14 protein-coding genes and 1 pseudogene are annotated in these 18,263 nt (G+C 61.2%); 13 read left to right on the forward strand and 2 right to left on the reverse strand.

Annotation, left to right across the window (positions count from 1 at the left end):
* Positions 1-18: 18 nt before the first annotated feature.
* The 6 genes from sdhA to AC1RCS_RS19585 all read left to right on the forward strand — a co-directional run bounded on the left by sdhA (position 19) and on the right by AC1RCS_RS19585 (position 5,347).
* Positions 19-1,827, forward strand: a complete 1,809-nt coding sequence (gene sdhA / locus AC1RCS_RS19560; protein WP_218293934.1) for a succinate dehydrogenase flavoprotein subunit — start codon at positions 19-21, stop codon at positions 1,825-1,827.
* Positions 1,828-1,852: 25 nt separating this feature from the next.
* The gene (locus AC1RCS_RS19565) at positions 1,853-2,557 is read left to right on the forward strand and encodes a succinate dehydrogenase iron-sulfur subunit (protein ID WP_218293933.1); all 705 of its coding nucleotides are present in this window, start codon (positions 1,853-1,855) and stop codon (positions 2,555-2,557) included.
* A 30-nt stretch (positions 2,558-2,587) separates the two neighbouring features.
* Positions 2,588-2,917 (forward strand): FAD assembly factor SdhE, encoded by a 330-nt coding sequence (locus tag AC1RCS_RS19570; RefSeq protein ID WP_218293932.1) that lies wholly within the window; start codon positions 2,588-2,590, stop codon positions 2,915-2,917.
* A gap of 63 nt (positions 2,918-2,980) precedes the next feature.
* Positions 2,981-4,291, forward strand: coding sequence for a citrate synthase (locus AC1RCS_RS19575; RefSeq protein ID WP_218293931.1), 1,311 nt, complete (start codon positions 2,981-2,983; stop codon positions 4,289-4,291).
* Between the two features lie 251 nt (positions 4,292-4,542).
* Entirely contained in the window at positions 4,543-5,004 is a 462-nt protein-coding gene (locus tag AC1RCS_RS19580; protein WP_492245587.1) for a MerR family transcriptional regulator, read from the forward strand.
* Positions 4,946-5,347: a carboxymuconolactone decarboxylase family protein gene (locus AC1RCS_RS19585; RefSeq protein WP_492245586.1), complete on the forward strand. Its 402-nt coding sequence runs from the start codon at positions 4,946-4,948 to the stop codon at positions 5,345-5,347. Before AC1RCS_RS19580 ends, AC1RCS_RS19585 begins: the two co-directional genes overlap by 59 nt.
* Before the next feature lie 56 nt (positions 5,348-5,403).
* On the opposite strand, the gene AC1RCS_RS19590 is transcribed toward AC1RCS_RS19585, so the two are convergent.
* Positions 5,404-6,414: a GlxA family transcriptional regulator gene (locus tag AC1RCS_RS19590; RefSeq protein ID WP_218293928.1), complete on the reverse strand. Its 1,011-nt coding sequence runs from the start codon at positions 6,412-6,414 to the stop codon at positions 5,404-5,406.
* 217 nt (positions 6,415-6,631) lie between these two features.
* On the opposite strand from AC1RCS_RS19590, the gene AC1RCS_RS19595 reads away from it, so the two are divergent.
* The 3 genes from AC1RCS_RS19595 to AC1RCS_RS19605 all read left to right on the forward strand — a co-directional run bounded on the left by AC1RCS_RS19595 (position 6,632) and on the right by AC1RCS_RS19605 (position 10,511).
* Entirely contained in the window at positions 6,632-7,753 is a 1,122-nt protein-coding gene (locus tag AC1RCS_RS19595; protein WP_492245585.1) for an S-(hydroxymethyl)glutathione dehydrogenase/class III alcohol dehydrogenase, read from the forward strand.
* Between the two features lie 90 nt (positions 7,754-7,843).
* Entirely contained in the window at positions 7,844-8,710 is an 867-nt protein-coding gene (fghA, locus tag AC1RCS_RS19600) for an S-formylglutathione hydrolase (RefSeq protein ID WP_369641922.1), read from the forward strand.
* Positions 8,711-8,744: 34 nt separating this feature from the next.
* The gene (locus tag AC1RCS_RS19605) at positions 8,745-10,511 is read left to right on the forward strand and encodes a phosphoethanolamine transferase (RefSeq protein ID WP_492245584.1); all 1,767 of its coding nucleotides are present in this window, start codon (positions 8,745-8,747) and stop codon (positions 10,509-10,511) included.
* A gap of 72 nt (positions 10,512-10,583) precedes the next feature.
* On the opposite strand, the pseudogene AC1RCS_RS19610 reads toward AC1RCS_RS19605, so the two are convergent.
* Positions 10,584-11,429: pseudogene (locus AC1RCS_RS19610) on the reverse strand (radical SAM protein); the annotation flags it as partial.
* A gap of 760 nt (positions 11,430-12,189) precedes the next feature.
* Here AC1RCS_RS19610 and AC1RCS_RS19615 point away from each other — a divergent pair.
* Genes AC1RCS_RS19615 through AC1RCS_RS19630 form a run of 4 tightly spaced genes read left to right on the forward strand, consistent with a single transcriptional unit; the run spans position 12,190 to position 17,782 of the window.
* Positions 12,190-13,467 (forward strand): tyrosine-type recombinase/integrase, encoded by a 1,278-nt coding sequence (locus AC1RCS_RS19615; RefSeq protein WP_492245583.1) that lies wholly within the window; start codon positions 12,190-12,192, stop codon positions 13,465-13,467.
* A complete protein-coding gene (locus AC1RCS_RS19620; protein ID WP_492245582.1) occupies positions 13,464-15,455 on the forward strand; it encodes a hypothetical protein in 1,992 nt (663 codons plus the stop codon). Before AC1RCS_RS19615 ends, AC1RCS_RS19620 begins: the two co-directional genes overlap by 4 nt.
* Positions 15,456-15,460: 5 nt before the next feature.
* Positions 15,461-17,344, forward strand: coding sequence for a hypothetical protein (locus AC1RCS_RS19625; RefSeq protein ID WP_492245581.1), 1,884 nt, complete (start codon positions 15,461-15,463; stop codon positions 17,342-17,344).
* A 3-nt stretch (positions 17,345-17,347) separates the two neighbouring features.
* Positions 17,348-17,782: a hypothetical protein gene (locus AC1RCS_RS19630; protein ID WP_492245580.1), complete on the forward strand. Its 435-nt coding sequence runs from the start codon at positions 17,348-17,350 to the stop codon at positions 17,780-17,782.
* Positions 17,783-18,263 lie beyond the last annotated feature (481 nt).

Consider the following 18,263-nt stretch of genomic DNA (forward strand, 5'->3'; position numbering starts at 1 on the left):
GACTGAAGGCAAAAAATAATGAGCTACACCAACGCTAACATCACCAAGCGCAAGTTCGACGTCGTCATCGTCGGCGCAGGCGGCTCCGGCATGCGTGCCGCGCTTGAACTCTCCCGCGCAGGCCTGAACGTGGCCTCGCTGTCCAAGGTGTTCCCCACCCGTTCGCACACCGTGGCGGCACAGGGCGGCGTGAGCGCCTCGCTGGGCAACATGTCCGAGGACAACTGGCACTACCACTTCTACGACACCATCAAGGGCTCCGACTGGCTGGGCGACCAGGACGCCATCGAGTTCATGTGCCGCGAAGCCCCCAAGGTGGTGTACGAGCTGGAACACTTCGGCATGCCATTCGACCGCAACCCCGACGGCACGATCTACCAGCGCCCCTTCGGCGGCCACACGGCCAACTACGGTGAAAAGCCCGTGCAGCGCGCCTGCGCCGCCGCTGACCGCACCGGCCACGCCATGCTGCACACGCTGTACCAGCAGAACGTGAAGGCCAAGACCAATTTCTTCGTCGAATGGATGGCCCTGGACCTGATCCGCGACGCCGACGGCGACGTGGTGGGCGTGACCGCCCTGGAAATGGAAACCGGCGACCTGTACATCCTGGAAGCCAAGACCGTGCTGCTGGCCACCGGCGGTGCGGGCCGCATCTTCGCAGCCTCGACCAATGCCTTCATCAACACCGGTGACGGCCTGGGCATGGCGGCACGCGCCGGCATCGCGCTGCAGGACATGGAGTTCTGGCAGTTCCACCCCACCGGCGTGGCCGGCGCCGGCGTGCTGCTGACCGAAGGCTGCCGCGGCGAAGGCGCCATCCTGCTCAACAGCAATGGCGAACGCTTCATGGAGCGCTACGCGCCCACCCTGAAGGACCTGGCCCCGCGCGACTTCGTGTCCCGCTCGATGGACCAGGAAATCAAGGAAGGCCGTGGCTGCGGTCCCAACAAGGACTACGTGCTGCTCAAGCTCGACCACCTGGGCGCGGACACCATCCACAAGCGCCTGCCATCGGTGTACGAGATCGGCGTCAACTTCGCCAACGTGGACATCACCAAGGAGCCGATCCCCGTGGTGCCCACCATCCACTACCAGATGGGTGGCGTGCCCACCAACATCAACGGCCAGGTGGTGCGCCAGGCCAATGGCATCCACAACGAAGTGGTCAATGGCCTATACGCCGTGGGCGAATGCGCCTGCGTGTCGGTGCACGGCGCCAACCGCCTGGGCACCAACTCGCTGCTGGACCTGCTGGTGTTCGGCAAGGCCGCCGGCCGCCACATCGTCGAGTTCAACAACAAGAACAAGGAACACAAGCCCCTGCCCAAGGATGCGGCCGACCGCACGCTGGAGCGCCTGAACCAGCTCGACCAATCGAACGAAGGCATCTACGCGCAGAACCTGGCGGGCGACATCCGCGCCACCATGCAGCAGCATGCCGGCGTGTTCCGCACCCAGGTCAGCATGGACGAAGGCGTCAAGAAGATCGCCGAGATCCGCAGCCGCGTCGGCAGCGTGACCCTGAAGGACAAGTCCAAGGTGTTCAACACCGCGCGCATCGAAGCGCTGGAAGTGGACAACCTGATCGAAGTGGCGCAGGCCACGATGGTCTCGGCAGCGGCCCGCAAGGAATGCCGTGGCGCCCACACCGTGTACGACTACGAGCACCCTGCCGACCACGCAGAGTTCCCGCTGGGCCGCAACGACAAGGAGTGGATGAAACACACCCTGTGGTACAGCGAAGGCAGCCGCCTCGACTACAAGCCGGTCAACCTCAAGCCCCTGACGGTGGACAGCGTGCCCCCCAAGGTCCGTACGTTCTAAACAGTAGCCCCACGAGAGAAGAAACATGCAAAAGCGCACATTCCAAATCTACCGCTACGACCCGGACAAGGACGCCAAGCCCTACATGCAGACCATCGAGATCGAACTCGACGGCCACGAACGCATGCTGCTGGACGCACTGGTCAAGCTCAAGGAACAGGATCCCTCCCTGTCGTTCCGCCGCTCGTGCCGCGAAGGCGTCTGCGGCTCGGATGCCATGAATATCAACGGCAAGAACGGCCTGGCCTGCCTGACCAACATGAACACGCTCAAGGGCACCATCGTCCTGAAGCCTTTGGCGGGCCTGCCCGTGATCCGCGACCTGATCGTGGACATGACGCAGTTCTTCAAGCAGTACAACTCGATCAAGCCCTACCTGATCAACGAAGAACTGGCCCCCGACCGCGAGCGCCTGCAGTCGCCTGAAGAGCGCGAAGAGCTCAACGGCCTGTACGAGTGCATCCTGTGCGCCAGCTGCTCCACGAGCTGCCCCAGCTTCTGGTGGAACCCCGACAAGTTCGTGGGACCCGCCGGCCTGCTGCAGGCCTACCGCTTCATCGCCGACAGCCGCGACGACGCGACCGGCGAGCGCCTGGACAACCTGGAAGACCCGTACCGCCTGTTCCGCTGCCACACCATCATGAATTGCGTGGACGTGTGCCCCAAGGGCCTGAACCCCACGAAGGCCATCGGCAAGATCAAGGAACTGATGGTGCGCCGCGCCATCTGACCTGGCAACGCCCCTCCCAGACGCCAGTCCATGGAAATCCTGTCCACTCCATCCATCGCGCCAGCAGCGGGCTCGCCGCTGCTGGACGAGCGCGAATTGAGCAAGCTGCACTGGCGCTGCCGGCGCGGCCTGCTTGAAAACGACTTGTTCATCGAACAGTTCTTTGCCCGCTACGAGCCCACGCTCACCCAGCGCAATGCGCAGGGCCTGCGCGCGCTCATGGACCTGGCGGACAACGACCTGCTGGACCTGCTGCTGCGGCGGCGCGAGCCGCAGGGCGAACAAGACACAGAAGAAGCGCGCGAAGTGCTCGGCATGCTGAGACAAAGCGGTGGCGCGACGACGGCTTTCCACGCCTGACGCGGCCAAGGTGCATGCCCCAAGACCGGATCATTATCGGCAACCTACCCAAGGAAAGTAACAATGAAGCTAGCTGACAACAAAGCCACCCTGTCCTTCAGCAACGGCAGCCCCAGCGTGGACCTGCCGGTCTACCAGGGCAGCATCGGCCCGGATGTCATCGACATCCGCAAGCTGTATGCGCAGACGGGCATGTTCACCTATGACCCGGGCTTCCTGTCGACGGCAGCGACCCAGTCGGCCATCACGTACATCGATGGCGACAAGGGCGAACTGCTGTACCGCGGCTACCCCATTGAGCAGTTGGCCCAGAACTGCGACTTCCTGGAAACCTGCCACCTGCTGCTGTACGGTGACCTGCCCAACGAAGCGCAGAAGACCGACTTCACCAGCCGCGTGACCAACCACACCATGGTCAACGAGCAGATGCAGTTCTTCCTGCGTGGCTTCCGCCGCGACGCGCACCCCATGGCGGTGCTGACCGGCCTGGTGGGCGCCCTGTCGGCCTTCTACCACGACAGCACGGACATCAACAATCCGCAGCACCGTGAGATCGCCGCCATCCGACTGATCGCCAAGATGCCCACGCTGGTGGCCATGGCCTACAAGTACGGCATGGGGCAGCCCTACATGTACCCGCAGAACAACCTCTCCTACGCAGGCAACTTCCTGCGCATGATGTTCGGCACGCCCTGCGAAGAGTACAAGGTCAACCCCGTGCTGGAACGCGCGCTGGACCGCATCTTCATCCTGCACGCAGACCACGAGCAGAACGCCTCGACCTCGACCGTGCGCCTGTGCGGCTCGTCGGGCACCAACCCGTTCGCGGCCATCGCCGCCGGCGTGGCATGCCTCTGGGGCCCCGCCCACGGCGGCGCCAACGAAGCCGCGCTGAACATGCTGTACGACATCCAGGCCCAGGGCGGCGTGGAAAAGATCGGCGAGTTCATCAAGCAGGTCAAGGACAAGAACTCCGGCGTCAAGCTCATGGGTTTTGGCCACCGCGTGTACAAGAACTACGACCCGCGCGCCAAGCTCATGCAAGAGACTTGCAATGAAGTGCTGGCCGAGCTGGGCCTGGAAAAAGACCCGCTGTTCAAGCTGGCCAAGGAACTGGAAAAGATCGCCCTGGAAGACGACTACTTCGTGCAGCGCAAGCTCTACCCGAACGTGGACTTCTACTCCGGCATCGTGCAGCGCGCGATCGGCATCCCCGTGAACCTGTTCACCGGCATCTTCGCGCTGGCCCGCACCGTGGGCTGGATCGCCCAGCTCAACGAAATGATCGGCGACCCCGAGTACAAGATCGGCCGCCCCCGCCAGCTGTTCACCGGCTCCGAACGCCGCGACGTACCGCCCCTGTCCAAGCGCTGATCGGCCGTGCGCCAGCCGTCCACGGCTGGCTGGCTGGCGGCGCGGCGCCCCCTGGGGCGCCAGTCCGCGACAACCCCCAAGCCCGCCATTGGCGGGCTTTTTCTTTGCCTGTGCGCAAGCGCCGGGGCCGCCCCTCCCGGCCCAGGCCCCAGGCCCTGCGCCCCGCCGCATGGCGCGCGGGCCCCTCCTGCGCACCTCGGCGCAAGATGCCCCTTGACTTGGAGTGCACTCGAACTTTTAGGATCGCTTTCATGGAATCCCACCTCACCATCAACGATGTCGCACGGCGCACGGGTTTGACGGCGCACACCCTGCGCTACTACGAGCGCGCGGGGCTGATCGCACCAGTGGCCCGCGCGGCGGGCGGCCAGCGCCGCTATGCGGCAGCGGACATGGAGTGGATAGGGTTCCTGCTGCGCCTGCGCGAGACCCGCATGCCCATCGGGCAGATGCAGGCCTTCGCCAGGCTTCGCGGCGAAGGGGATGCCACGGTGCCGCAACGGCGCGCGATGCTGCAAGCGCACCTGAACGACGTGCAGGCCGCCATCGCGGCGATGCAGCAGTCGGCCCAGGTGCTGCAGGCCAAGATCGCGCACTACCGGGCGGTCGAGGTTTCCCTGGACACCGCATCCGCCCCTGATGAAAGTACCCTCCATGCACCACCGCACACGCTACGAACAAGGGCTGGCCAAACTCCGCGAAATCGACGGTGAGGCTGGCGAACAGGTCATCGACAGCCTCGCCGGCATCGCACCGGACTTTGCCCGCTACCTGATCGAGTTTCCCTTCGGCGACATCTATTCACGCCCCGGCCTGGACCTCAGAAGCCGCGAGATCGCCGTCGTCGCGGCGCTCACCGCCATGGGCAACGCCGCGCCGCAGCTCAAGGTGCACCTGCAGGCGGCGCTGAACGTGGGCGTCACGCGCGAGGAAATCGCCGAGGTCATCATGCAGATGGCGGTGTACGCCGGCTTTCCCGCGGCGCTCAACGGGCTGGCCGCCGCGCGCGAGGTTTTCGCGGCACCGCCGCACAGCACGGCGCAGGCTGCTGCATAAGCGTGGGCCACGCCGGATGCGGGCGTGCTACGGCCGGGCTGCCCGTCCGGCGGCCACTAGCCGCCCGCCCTGCTGAACCGCTCCCGGTACGCCAGCGGCGTGATCCCCAGATGGCGCACGAACAGATGCCGCAAGGCCTGCTCCGAACCCATGCCCATGCGCGCGGCCACGGTCTTGAGCGGCAACCCGGCCTGCGACTCGAGCAGGCGCCGCGCTCCTTCCAGCCGCGCGGACTCCACGAAGGCCGAGGGGGTCTGCCCCGTCTCCTGCGTGAACACGCGCCGGAAATGCCGCTCGCTCATCGCCGCGCGTGCCGCCAGGGCCGCCAGCGGCATGGGCTCCGCAAGATGCTCCAGCACCCAGTTCTGCACCGCCTGGATGTCGCGGTGGCCCGTGCCCTGGCTGGCCAGCTGCACGCTGAACTGCGACTGCCCGCCGGGGCGCTTGAGGTACATGACGAGGTCGCGCGCCACCTCCAGCGCCAGGGCGTGGCCAAAATCCTCTTCCACCAGCGCCAGGGCCAGGTCGATGCCCGCGGTGACGCCGGCCGAAGTCCACAGGGGGCCGTCGCGCACGTAGATGGCGTCCGGGTCCACCTCGATGGCCGGATAGCGCTGGCGCAGCAGGGCCGCCACGCTCCAGTGCGTCGCGGCGCGCCGGCCGTCGAGCAGGCCGGCGGCGGCCAGGAAGAAGCTGCCCGAGCACAGGGCGATCATGCGGTCCACGCGCGGGGCCACGCTTGCCGCCCAGGCCACGAGTTCGGGAGAGGCCGCCAGCACCTGCTCGATATTGCGCGACCCCACGAGGATCACGGTGCAACCCGCGCCGCCCTGCTCCAGTTCGGCCAGGGTGTGGGTGGCGTTCAGCGCCATCAAGGTGTCCGATGGCACCGCGCCCGCCTGCGCGGCCACCACGCGCACCGCGTAGCCGTCGGGCCGGCCATGCTGGCGCAGGTGCACGTTGGCATAGTCGAACACGGACATGGGGCCCACGGCCTCCAGCGCCTTGAAGCCGGGGTAGACCACGAGATCGACGCGGTGCGGGCTGTTGGCGTGGTGGTGGTCCATGGGGGTCGGTCGGCAGAGCGGAAATGAAAGGCGCCCGACTATACGGGAGGCAATGTCCGGCTGCCGCCCATGCCGTCGGATCCGGCCATAACCCCAGGATCTGCGGCCACGGGCTCCACCAGGCCCTGCACATGGCCTACAGTCATGCGGTCCCCCTGCGCGCTGCCGGCCAAAGAGCCTCGCCGCCGCCCTTCCCCGACCAACCCGTTGACCCACCATGACCCTCAAATCCAAAGCCGCCGTGGCCTTCAAGGCCGGAGAACCCCTGCAGATCGTCGAGATCGACGTCGCCCCGCCCAAAAAGGGCGAAGTGCTCATCCGCATCACCGACACCGGCGTGTGCCACACCGACGCCTTCACCCTGAGCGGTGACGACCCCGAGGGCCTGTTCCCCGTGGTCCTGGGCCACGAAGGCGCGGGCATCGTGGTGGAGGTGGGCGAAGGCGTGACCAGCGTGAAGCCCGGCGACCACGTGATCCCGCTGTACACGGCGGAATGCGGCGAATGCCTGTTCTGCAAGAGCGGCAAGACCAACCTGTGCGTGGCCGTGCGCGCCACGCAGGGCAAGGGCGTGATGCCCGACGGCACAACCCGCTTCAGCTACAACGGCCAGCCCATCTACCACTACATGGGCTGCAGCACCTTCAGCGAGTACACGGTGGTGGCCGAGGTCTCGCTCGCCAAGATCCACCCCGACGCCAACCCCGAGCAGGTCTGCCTGCTGGGCTGCGGCGTGACCACCGGCCTGGGCGCGGTGAAGAACACGGCCAAGGTGCAGGAAGGCGAGACGGTGGCGGTGTTCGGCCTGGGCGGCATTGGACTGGCGGTGATCCAGGGCGCCAAGCTGGCCAAGGCCGGGCGCATCATCGCCATCGACACCAACCCCTCCAAGTTCGACCTGGCCCGCACCTTCGGCGCCACCGACTGCATCAACCCCAAGGACTTCGACAAGCCGATCCAGCAGGTCATCGTCGAGATGACCACCTGGGGCGTGGACCATTCGTTCGAGTGCATCGGCAACGTGAACGTGATGCGCGCGGCGCTCGAATGCGCGCACCGCGGCTGGGGCCAGAGCGTCATCATCGGCGTGGCGGGCGCGGGGCAGGAGATCTCCACCCGCCCCTTCCAGCTCGTCACCGGCCGCAAGTGGCTGGGCACGGCGTTTGGCGGCGTCAAGGGCCGCAGCGAGCTGCCCGGCATGGTGGAAGACGCGATGGCCGGCAAGATCCAGCTGGCGCCCTTCGTGACGCACACCATGGGCCTCAAGGACATCAACGAAGCCTTCGACCTGATGCACGAGGGCAAGTCCATCCGCTCCGTGGTCAAGTATGCCGCCTGAGCCTGCCCCGCAGGCGATCAATCAAGGTAAAAACAGCCCCTAGCGCTTATCCTTCATGCGCTGCAAGCTATCAATTTTGAAGCAATCCACATGACCACCTCCCTGGACCTGCTCGGCAGCCACGCCTGCTTTGGCGGCGAGCAGCGCTTCTACCAGCACGCCTCTGCCGAGATCGGCCTGCCGATGAAGTTCTCGGTCTTCCTGCCGCCGCAGGCGCGGCAGCGCCCTGTGCCCGCCATGCTGTACCTGGCGGGGCTGACCTGCACGGAAGAAACCTTCATGGTCAAGGCCGGTGCCCAGCGCCTGGCGGCCGAGCTGGGCCTGGCGCTGGTCGCGCCCGACACCAGCCCGCGCGGTGCCAACGTGCCGGGCGAGGCCGAGAGCTGGGACTTCGGCGTGGGCGCGGGCTTCTACCTGGACGCCACGGCCGCGCCCTGGGCGCGCCACTGGCGCATGGAAAGCTACCTGATGAAGGAACTGCTGCCGCAGGTGGCGGCGCAACTGCCCATCGATGGCGAGCGCCTGGGCATCTGCGGCCACTCCATGGGCGGCCACGGCGCGCTCACCCTGGCGCTGCGCCACCCGGGGCGGTTCAAGAGCCTTTCGGCCTTTGCGCCGATCTGCGCGCCCACGCAGTGCCCCTGGGGCGAGAAGGCCTTCACGGGCTACCTGGGGCCAGACCGCACGGGCTGGATCGAGCACGACGCCACGGTGCTGATGCAGCACCAGCCGGTGGCGCCCTACCCGGCCGGCATATTGATCGACCAGGGCCTGGCCGACAAGTTCTTGCCCACGCAGTTGCACCCGCATCTGTTCGAGGAGGCGTGCCAGGCCATCGGCCAGCCGCTCACCCTGCGGCGCCACGAAGGCTACGACCACGGCTACTACTTCATCCAGAGCTTCATGGCCGACCACCTGAGGCACCACGCCAGGACCCTGCAGGCCCCCGGACGTTAATGCGGCCTTAAGTCTCGGGCGCCACAGTGCGCCCATGCCTTTGATCCTGCAGCGCCTGCTGCTTTCCCATGCAGCCACGGGCGCCGGGCCCCGGTCTCCAGCTCCAGCTTCCTCCGCACCCGCACCGCGCCACCTGCACCCCGCGTGGGTGGTGGTGCTCATCAGCGCCTGGCTGGCCACGGCCTGCAACGTGCCGCTGTGGCGCGAGGTGGCCGAGCTGCCCGGCCACGGCAGCGCGCGCGGCTGGGCCTTTGCCGTGGCGTTCGTGGTCATCGTGGCCGCCGGCAACGCGGCCCTGCTGAGCCTCCTGGCCTGGCGGGGCACGCTCAAGCCCGCGGCAGCGGTGCTGGTGGTGATGGCAGCCTTCGGGGCCTACTTCATGCTCGCCTACGGCATCGCCATCGATGCCAGCATGCTCGTGAACGTGCTGCAGACCGATGCCCACGAGGCGGGCGACCTGCTCGGCTGGCGCATGGCGGGCACCGTGCTGGCGCTGGCGGTACCGCCGCTGGCGTGGCTCTACCGCACTCCGGTGCAGCGCCTGGGCGGCCTGCGGCACGCGGCCCACAACGGCGCGCTCTTGCTCGGAGCCATCGCGGTCATCGTGGTGTGCCTGCTGATGGTGTTCCAGGACTTCGCATCCACCATGCGCAACCACACCAAGCTGCGCTATCTCATCAACCCGCTCAACAGCGTGTACGCGCTGGGCAACATCGCCACCAGGCCCTTGCGCATCGACACCAGCAAACTGCTGCCGCTGGGGCGCGATGCCAGGCTGGGCGCAAGCTATGCGGGGCAGAAACAACCGCCCCTGCTGGTGCTGGTGCTGGGCGAAACCGGCCGCAGCGGCAACTTCGGGCTCAACGGCTATGGCCGTGGCACCACGCCGCTTCTTTCGGCCCGCACCGACCTCGTGAGCGCCCGCAACGCGTGGTCCTGCGGCACCAGCACCGCCGCGTCGGTGCCCTGCATGTTCTCGCACCTGGGGCGCACCGGCTACGAGGCGCGCGCGGCCAATTTCGAGAGCCTCGTCGATGTGCTGCACCACGCCGGGCTGGCCGTGCTCTGGGTGGACAACCAGTCGGGCTGCAAGGGGGTGTGCGACCGCCTGGGCGACACCAACACGTCGGCACTGCAGGACCCCGCGCTGTGCCCCACCCGGGGCGAATGCCTGGACCGCATCATGCTCAAGGACCTGGACGCCCGCATTGCCGCGCTGCCCGCCGAGCAGCGCCAGCGCGGGACCGTGGTGGTCCTGCACCAGATCGGCAGCCATGGGCCCGCCTACTCCAAGCGCTCGTCATCCGAGCACAAGAAATTCCTGCCCGAATGCACCTCCACGGCGCTGCAGGAATGCGAACGCCAGCAGGTGGTGAACGCCTACGACAACAGCATCGTGGAAACCGACTTTTTCCTCGACTCAGTGCTCAAATGGCTTTCCACGCGCTCCGAACAAGCGCAGACAGCTATGATTTATGTAGCAGACCATGGTGAATCACTGGGCGAGAACAACCTCTACCTGCACGGCCTGCCCTACGCCATCGCGCCCGACGTGCAAAAGCACGTGCCCTGGATCACCTGGCTCTCGCCCGCCATGCAATCGCGCACGGGTGCGGCCACGGGCTGCCTGCAGCAGGACCTGGCCGAACGGCGCATCACGCACGACAACTACTTTCACTCCGTGCTCGGCCTCCTGGACGTGACGACGGGGGCCTACAACCCGGACCTGGACATGCTCACCGCCTGTCGCCACCAGGCACAGGCGATGGCCGCGCCCCCCGGCGGCAGCCGCAGGCTGTGACGGCGAGCAAGCCGGACTTGTGCGTTCCGGCCAGCTCCGGCCACTTCCACTTCCCTCGCAGCCCGGCCTGGCTCAGAACAGGCTGCCCTGCCCGCGCGCAAGCCCCGGCCTGAACTGCGACAGGTCCAGCTCCAGCCGCTCCCGGTTGAGCCCCAGCCGCCGGCACGCCCCCGCGAACCGCTGGCGCAGCATGTCCGCCCACAGGCCACTGCCCTTCATGCGGGTGGCGAAGCTGCTGTCGTAGCTCTTGCCCGCGCTGCGCTGGGCCGCATCGAGGTTGTGCAAATCCTGCACCCGCGCCATCACGCGCGCCGCGCGCTGCGGGTAGTGCACCTGCAGCCATTCGCGGAACACCGCATCCAGCTCCCACGGCAGGCGCAGCACGGTATAGAACGCGCTCCTGGCCCCCGCATCGCGCGCGGCCTCCAGCACCTGCTCCATGTCTTCGGTGATGAAGGGGATCTGCGGGGCCACGCTCACGCCCACCGGAATGCCGGCCTCGGCCAGCGTGCGCAGCGTGCGAAGGCGCCGGTGGGGGGCGGCGGCGCGCGGCTCCATGCGGCGCGCCAGCAGCGGGTCGAGCGTGGTGATCGTCAGGTACACCGCCGTCAGTTGCTGCGCTGCCAGCGGCGCGAGCAGATCGAGATCGCGCTCCACCCCGCTCGACTTGGTGATGAGCGAGAACGGGTGCCGTGCATCGCGCATCACCTCGATGAGGCCGCGCGTGAGCCTGAGTTCGCGCTCCACGGGCTGGTAGCAGTCGGTGGCCGAACCGATGTTGAGCAGGCGCGGCACATAACGCGGCTGCGCCAGTTCGCGGCGCAGCACCTCGGCGATGTTGTGCTTGGCCACGATCTGGGTCTCGAAGTCGAGCCCGGGCGAAAAATTGAGATAGCTGTGCGTGGGCCGGGCGTAGCAGTCGTAACTTATGGCCCTACTCAGGTACCTCTCTTGAGTTTTTAGAGATGGACTACCTACGTTCGCAACGCATGTGCAAGTCAACTCATTTAGGCTGCGAATTTGGATACTGCCCCTGTCTCTCGCAGGTTCCAGTCTCTGGGCAGCTGAGACGTCATTGCCCGAACCGAAGCAACGCTCACAACTGTAATCAGCATCTCATCGCATGCATCGCCTGCAGACCTAAGCCCTAGACCTCGCGGCAGGGGAACAACACTCCGGGCGAGATGCCTGCCTTATGAGTTACCGGCGACACGGACACGCTTGGTTTGAATGCAGAGCACCAGTTGCACCGCCGCTAAAGCTTCGCGACTAGACCTACGTTTGCGGTAGGTTTAGTCATATACACAACAGTTCCACCCTCTCGCAAGAGACCACAGGTCCTATCTGAAAAAAATAATTTCACCGCCAGAGCGGCCAACATAGATATATCTAATTCGGCTGCATTTTCTATCCATTTTGATAGATTGACCTATCTAATTCGATAGATGAGACGGACTCAGATGCGCGTAATCTATTCAACGGGATAGGTGCCGAGATGAAAACAATGAGCCAAGATGAGTGATTTAAGAGATTTCGCCCGATCCGCGACGACAAATAGGCCAGCCGTTCAGGGGGATGGGCCAACTTCACTACTTGACCCAAGAAAACATGTATTCGATAGTTCTCTGGAGATGTGGCTGCAGCCTCGTTGCACACGTCAACATATGAATGAATATCGATGTCTCAACTTCTCTTCCCCAGACCCGTCACTCAGGACGTTCTGAACTTAGTTTGCGACGCGATCCCCAAAGTCCCCCCGAACAGGGTCGACTCCTTGCTTGCAAGAGTCGACATCACGACCCCGTTTATCGTCGACTCCGCCGGGCTGCCACGGGCATTCGAGAACAACTACCTGCGCAAACGGCGTATGGGGAAGCTAGAAGATTTCTCGCTAAAACGCCTCAGCCAGAATTCGATAGCAGCCTTTGGCTACGACCTAACCTACTTCCTCAACACCTACCGGGAAGCACCGCCCAGTGTCCTAGCAGAACAGGCCGCGTCCGCCGACCTCCTAGGAGGATATGTGGATCATCTCCAAGACAAAGATACCGAGTTAGCGGCATCGACAATCGAGCGGAGAGCCCTAGTTGCCAGAGAGTTTCTTATAGACCTATGCGCACAAACCAATAAACCAAGGAATGCACTCAGCGCCATCACTCATGTATATGAAAAGAATTATATTGGCGACGCAGAGAGACCTATTAAGTATTTCCAGACAAGCCATCTGCCTGGGACTAGGCGCCGGCAACCTTCTTTAATCTCCATCCTCCCTACCAAACATCTAATCACCTTCATTAATTCATTTCTGGACCCAGTTCACAAACTTATTGCGAAGTTGATCTATTCAACAGGCCTCCGACGTTCAGAAGTCGCAAGCCTAACCGTTAAAGATGTCGCTCTTTTATCCCCTATTTATCCAGGCGGACCAGCAACAATCACGATTATCGGCAAGGGAGATAAAGAGCGAAAAATTGAGGTTGAGGCACCGACAGTTGCGATGCTAAGAAATTATCTTTCCTCAAGAGCACGGAGAGACAGGCTTAAAAAAGCCGCCAAAGAATTGATCGCCGCCCCAGCAGCAACCCCCCTCTTCCTTACACAAGGCGGATTGCCAATGTCCGGAGATGCCATCGGTGATGCATTTCTGAGGGCCAGTGAACGATGCGGCATTAAGCGAACGCCTCACGAGCTTCGCCATGAGTTCGCCGTCAACTATCTCCTAACCTCGTATCGGAATCTGCAGCAGAGCATCAGCAAAGACTCTCTGGATAAATGGCTTGTCCGATTAATGATAGATAAAACAAGCTTGGCCGTTGAGAAGTTAGCACGTCTTCTAGGTCACTCATCGTCCGAAACCACAAAAAGTACCTACCTTGCAACTTTGATAAGCAGTGATCCTTCTATTCGCGAAGACTGGAGTCAACACCTAGACGAAATTGAGCGGGGTCTCGCATGACTCAGGGACCGAAGACAAGAAAGTCTTTTGATATTTCAGGCGCAACGGCTCATCCTCCCCCTCCAACAGAAGCGCCGCTGCTGTCTTGGATCGTCGAGAGCGGCCCCGAAGAACAGCACTACCGTGTTGACTTAAACGCCCTACTCCCCCAAGAACGCAATGATGTGCAAATAGTCTCGCTAATACATCGTAAGCGAGCACCGTCCATCCGCCACCTGGCGCGGCCCATCAGGAACCACTGGCACATGATTCTTAGCGCCATGGCGCCGTCAATCCGGAAGTGGACCAAAGATAGAGCATCCCGATCTACGTTTGAGGAGCTGACAAAACTGAAGTGGCTCTTCCACTTTCTTGATGACCAGGCAAGCCTAGATTCAGAATTTATTGGTGGCGGGTCCCTGGAGGCTCTATCAGAAGAGCAAGGAGTGAAATTTGCAGAATGGCTTCGCCATCAGAAGTCATTGAAGAGCATCCGTATGGGCGCCATCTACAGCTCCGTCGCGCGGTTTATCAAGGACGCCATGAGAACGAGTGTGTGGCGACCATCACCCTTCAGCATTCAAAAAGCGACCATCGACAGAGAGGAGTACAGCGAAAGACAGTACCTTGCGCTGGTACGCATGAGCAAGAAGGTTATTGCACAGTTCAAAAAAGACAGAGCCAAAGTGAAGCAAATTTTCCGCAGCGTCCAGCGCGACGATCCGACGGCTCGGAAGAGACCATTTGACGTGGGCAACAAGTTTCGCAAAAGCTATCAGATTCGAGATGCCATCCTCGCTGCAAGGATCGCGCTGAGCCGTAGTGAATCACCTTCTCGTCCGGGACTTTTCCCTTTCACCGAGACATTCCTGGCCCCGACCGTAGACCTTGTGGCGGCAGAAATTCTGCTTGTCATAGCCCGCTGCGGTGCGAATGAACAGCCAATTCTAGACCTGCCCCCCGGCCAAGGCCTAATGGCTGGCAAATGGCTGCGCCCAAATCCGTTTGGGGTGGACTACAGAATTGTCATGGGACTAAAGAATCGAAATGGGATGAGAAAAAATGACCCCAAGCCCATTCCAATGCCATTTAGAGCGAAGCCAGAGTTCTACCCTGTCAAAGTAGTCCGTTACCAAGAGCTCCTTGGGGCATGGTGTCGCCGCGTTATTCAGAACTCCAATCCACAACCCACCCTGAAGACTCCATCCGGGATAGCCGCGATAGCTTCATCAAAGAGTATGTGGATATATTGGAACGAGGGAAAATGGCAGCATCTTAATGGCCAAAATGTTCAAGGAATAATTAATCGCTTAATAGCCAAAGAGTCCCAATCGACCCCCGACTTGTTAGACAAAGACGGGAAGCCGATAAGCTATAACGCGAAACTTCTTCGGGACGCCTATCTTAGGTACGTAGCATACAAAAGTGCCATGGACATAGAGATCGCGCAGGGCGAACTAGGCCATAGTGAAGAGTCACGCACAATATATGATTACCTCAGAAGGAAATGGGTAAAAACCTATGCACACGATGGACTGCGGCAGTATCAGTCCGCATCGCATGCAATCCTTGACTCTGACGAAGCAGTTTTGCAGCCGGCGATGATCCGAAAGATGCAAACACCCGAATCCCGAGAAGCTCTTTCACACAACCACTCAAAGCTGGTAAAGGTCCGCTCCGGGTTCTGCTGTGAAGACCCGACGGCACCGCCAAAAGGCATCTACCGTCAAAAACATTCCGGAGACGTATGCCCAGCAGTACGCTGCTATGACTGCGATATGGCCAGAAGCTTTCGCTCAGGCCTTCCCGAGATGGGCAAAAGCATACTCGACCTGCGCAGTCGGAGAGACAAGTCGAGCGCACACCTTTGGGACGGCTCTGCAGCGGATCGAGAGCTCAGGAACCTTGAGGATGTATTTGCAAGATATTCCGCGGAAGATCAGACAAGAGCAATGCGTGAGGCGGAGACCCTCGACGTGCCTCTTCTGTTTTATAGGCCGGCAAGATGACCCAAATGAACCCACTTCTAATGGGCCTGCAACCCAGGAGCGACAGCGAGAAGCGAGATGCTGCCATTGTAAGCTGGCACCTTATCGACAACGTACCGACGGTAATAAGCCGGGTCGCTGACATGGTATGGGAAGGAGCGCCAATCGGCGCAATGGCCGCCATGCCGACTAAAGCCAGGCAAATCGACTTCAAAAAAATGCCTGCGCCTTTAGTCCCACTATGCAAGGACATTCTCTATGCCTTCCTACGCCACCCCATCAATATCGCGTCCACACCGAGCTTTGCCTCACTCATAAAGCGTGGACAAGCAGTTGCCGCTTTCGCATCCATGATTCAGGAGAAAGGGTTATCGCTAGAGACGCTAACCACCAGCGAAACGAGAGCATTCCTGTTAGATAGAGCGAGAAAGGCAAAGCATATTGAGACACTGGTGAGTATCGTGGCGACTCTACGAGGAGCAGCCATACACCATGGTCAAGGGCTCATTGCTTACAGCGTTCAGTATCCGTTTCCAATTCACAAAGGCGCTCAAGCGGCTGCCAAAGCACTCTGGCACGAAGCCCATGCGCGAGATTTTGATGGCCGAGGAGAGATTCCATACAGTGATGAGGACCTGACCTTAATCGTGCGTAACGCTCACTTCTATGTCGAGGAACTTGGGCCGCATGTACGTAACGCGATTGATGAATGTCTAACAATTGCTGATCGCTTTCCGAATATTCGTGAAAGCAAGAGTGCGGACGCCCATTGTTATAGAGCTCAGAAAAAATACATCAAGGATTATTGTTGGCCTCATTCTGAAGCAGGTTTATTCGACTGGCCCCCCACTACTTTTAAATCGCTGATGGGCCACGCCAGACTGTGCAGTGCGGCATCTACAATCACGGTCAGCTTCGCCACGGGCTCTCGCCGAAGTGAGATTAACTCCATCAGTGACGGCTGCATAAGCAACAAGGATGGAGAGGCATTCTTAGCCTTGACACACTATAAGGGAAGAGATGAATCCGACGGCGAACCAGTCGCTCTTCCTGTAGATGATAAGGTAATCTGCGCAATAGAGCTTCAAAGTTCGCTGAAGAAGCAGATTAGACGCTACATCCATGCAGACTTAGAAGGGACGCATGCTTTCACCGATAAGCTGTTCGTGCAAACTAAGTATCAAGTCCATGGAGATACCGAAGAGGCGAGCTATACGATAGAAGGGGCCGCGCTGTCTGCCAATGCGCATAACCATGTTTTAGCAAAATTCTCGGCCTGCATACTGCCTGACCTCAGCGAAAACATCTCTTTTACACGTTTGCGAAAGTCAGTAGCCAGGCTCATTACGCTATCGATGGAAGGAGCGACTGTCATTTTGCAGAGCATCTTTGGGCACGCGGCATATAGAACCACTCTAGGCTATATGTTCGCGTCCCCAATGATTCAAGATGAACTTCTGACAGCCTACCCCGAGCTCACGGTGAAGAATCTGAAGACTCTCTTCGCGGAGCGCGACTCGTTGATGGGAGGGGGTGCACCAGCGCTCCGTGCCGCCATTAAGACCGAATCAGACATTGACATGACTGAGAATGAGTTTGTTGAACTCGGCCTCGACATGATGTCTATGGGCCAAATGCTTCTCAGCGTGTTAGGCCAGGGGATGTACTGTTTGAAGCCACTGGTTGCACGTGGCCCCTGCAACTCAGATTCCGGATTACCTCTACCCAACCTAGGAAACTGTAGTGGCTCGTGTAGCCACCACCTGCTCCTTGGCTCAGAGCGGCCAAAGCTAATCCGTCAGGCTCAATGGCTTAAGGCGAAAAGCCAAGACCCTCTTTTGAGTGAACCTATGAAAAAGTTCTATCAAAAGAATTTTGATGAGGTTCAATATGTGATCGAGAAGACCTAGCTAATGAAATCAACATCAAAGCAAAAGGCCGGAGCCACTAAGAAAGAGACATATAGAGCTTCGATCCTTAACGCCTTCGAACAACTCGCAGCTGACCGCTCGCGCAAGAGTCTATCCGTCGAAGAAGTATGCAAACAGGCAGGCTTGACAAGCTCGCCATTATACAAACCTCATCATGACGCCCTGCGCGCTGAACTTGAGCTCAAGATAAAAGGTTGGAATCTTTCACGTAGAAAGAAGAAAAGGCGAGCGGCCACCGAATCCCAACAAGACGTCCTAATTAGCAACCTAAAAGCCGAGAACAGCCTACTTAAGATACAGCTTCGAAATACACAAGATGCACTGAACATGTTGGGCCAAATGCTCGAGACCGCCATAGGAAACGGTGGCTCTAACACAGTTGTACCCCTACGCGCGAAGATTCCTAAAGCTCAGTAGTGCAGACTTCGGGGGCAATGTTCAGCATGAATGGCAGCGTCCCTGCCATATGCTCAGTGCGTATTCTGATGAACTGTCCGTCTGTGTCGGTTGCGGCTGACCAAGCTGCTGGCAATGACCGACTGAGTTCGGCCAGGAGTCGCCCTTTCAGCGTCGTGCCGCAAACGACAGGTAGAGGCTGGAAGCTCCTGCCCAACTCAACGCGCCTGCATGTCCGCTCAGGGTCAGCCTGCAGTCCTATCGCCCGATAGAACTGGCCCTAAAGACGGTGGACTTTGTAGCTGACCTAGCGATATAAGCGACGGACGCGCCGACTGCCGACAGGTTGAAGTTGTCGACAGTGAGTATGTGACAGCCGCTTCGAACATAGCGCCGTGGCAGGGCTGCCAGCCAGCCGAGTAAAGGTGCCTGCCGACTGTGGTGCTCACTGCTAGCCACGAGAGCGTCGGGCCCTTGCCTTCGCTGGGCCAGCCGATTTGCA

It is taken from the genome of Acidovorax sp. GW823-FHT01C06, from assembly GCF_058798375.1.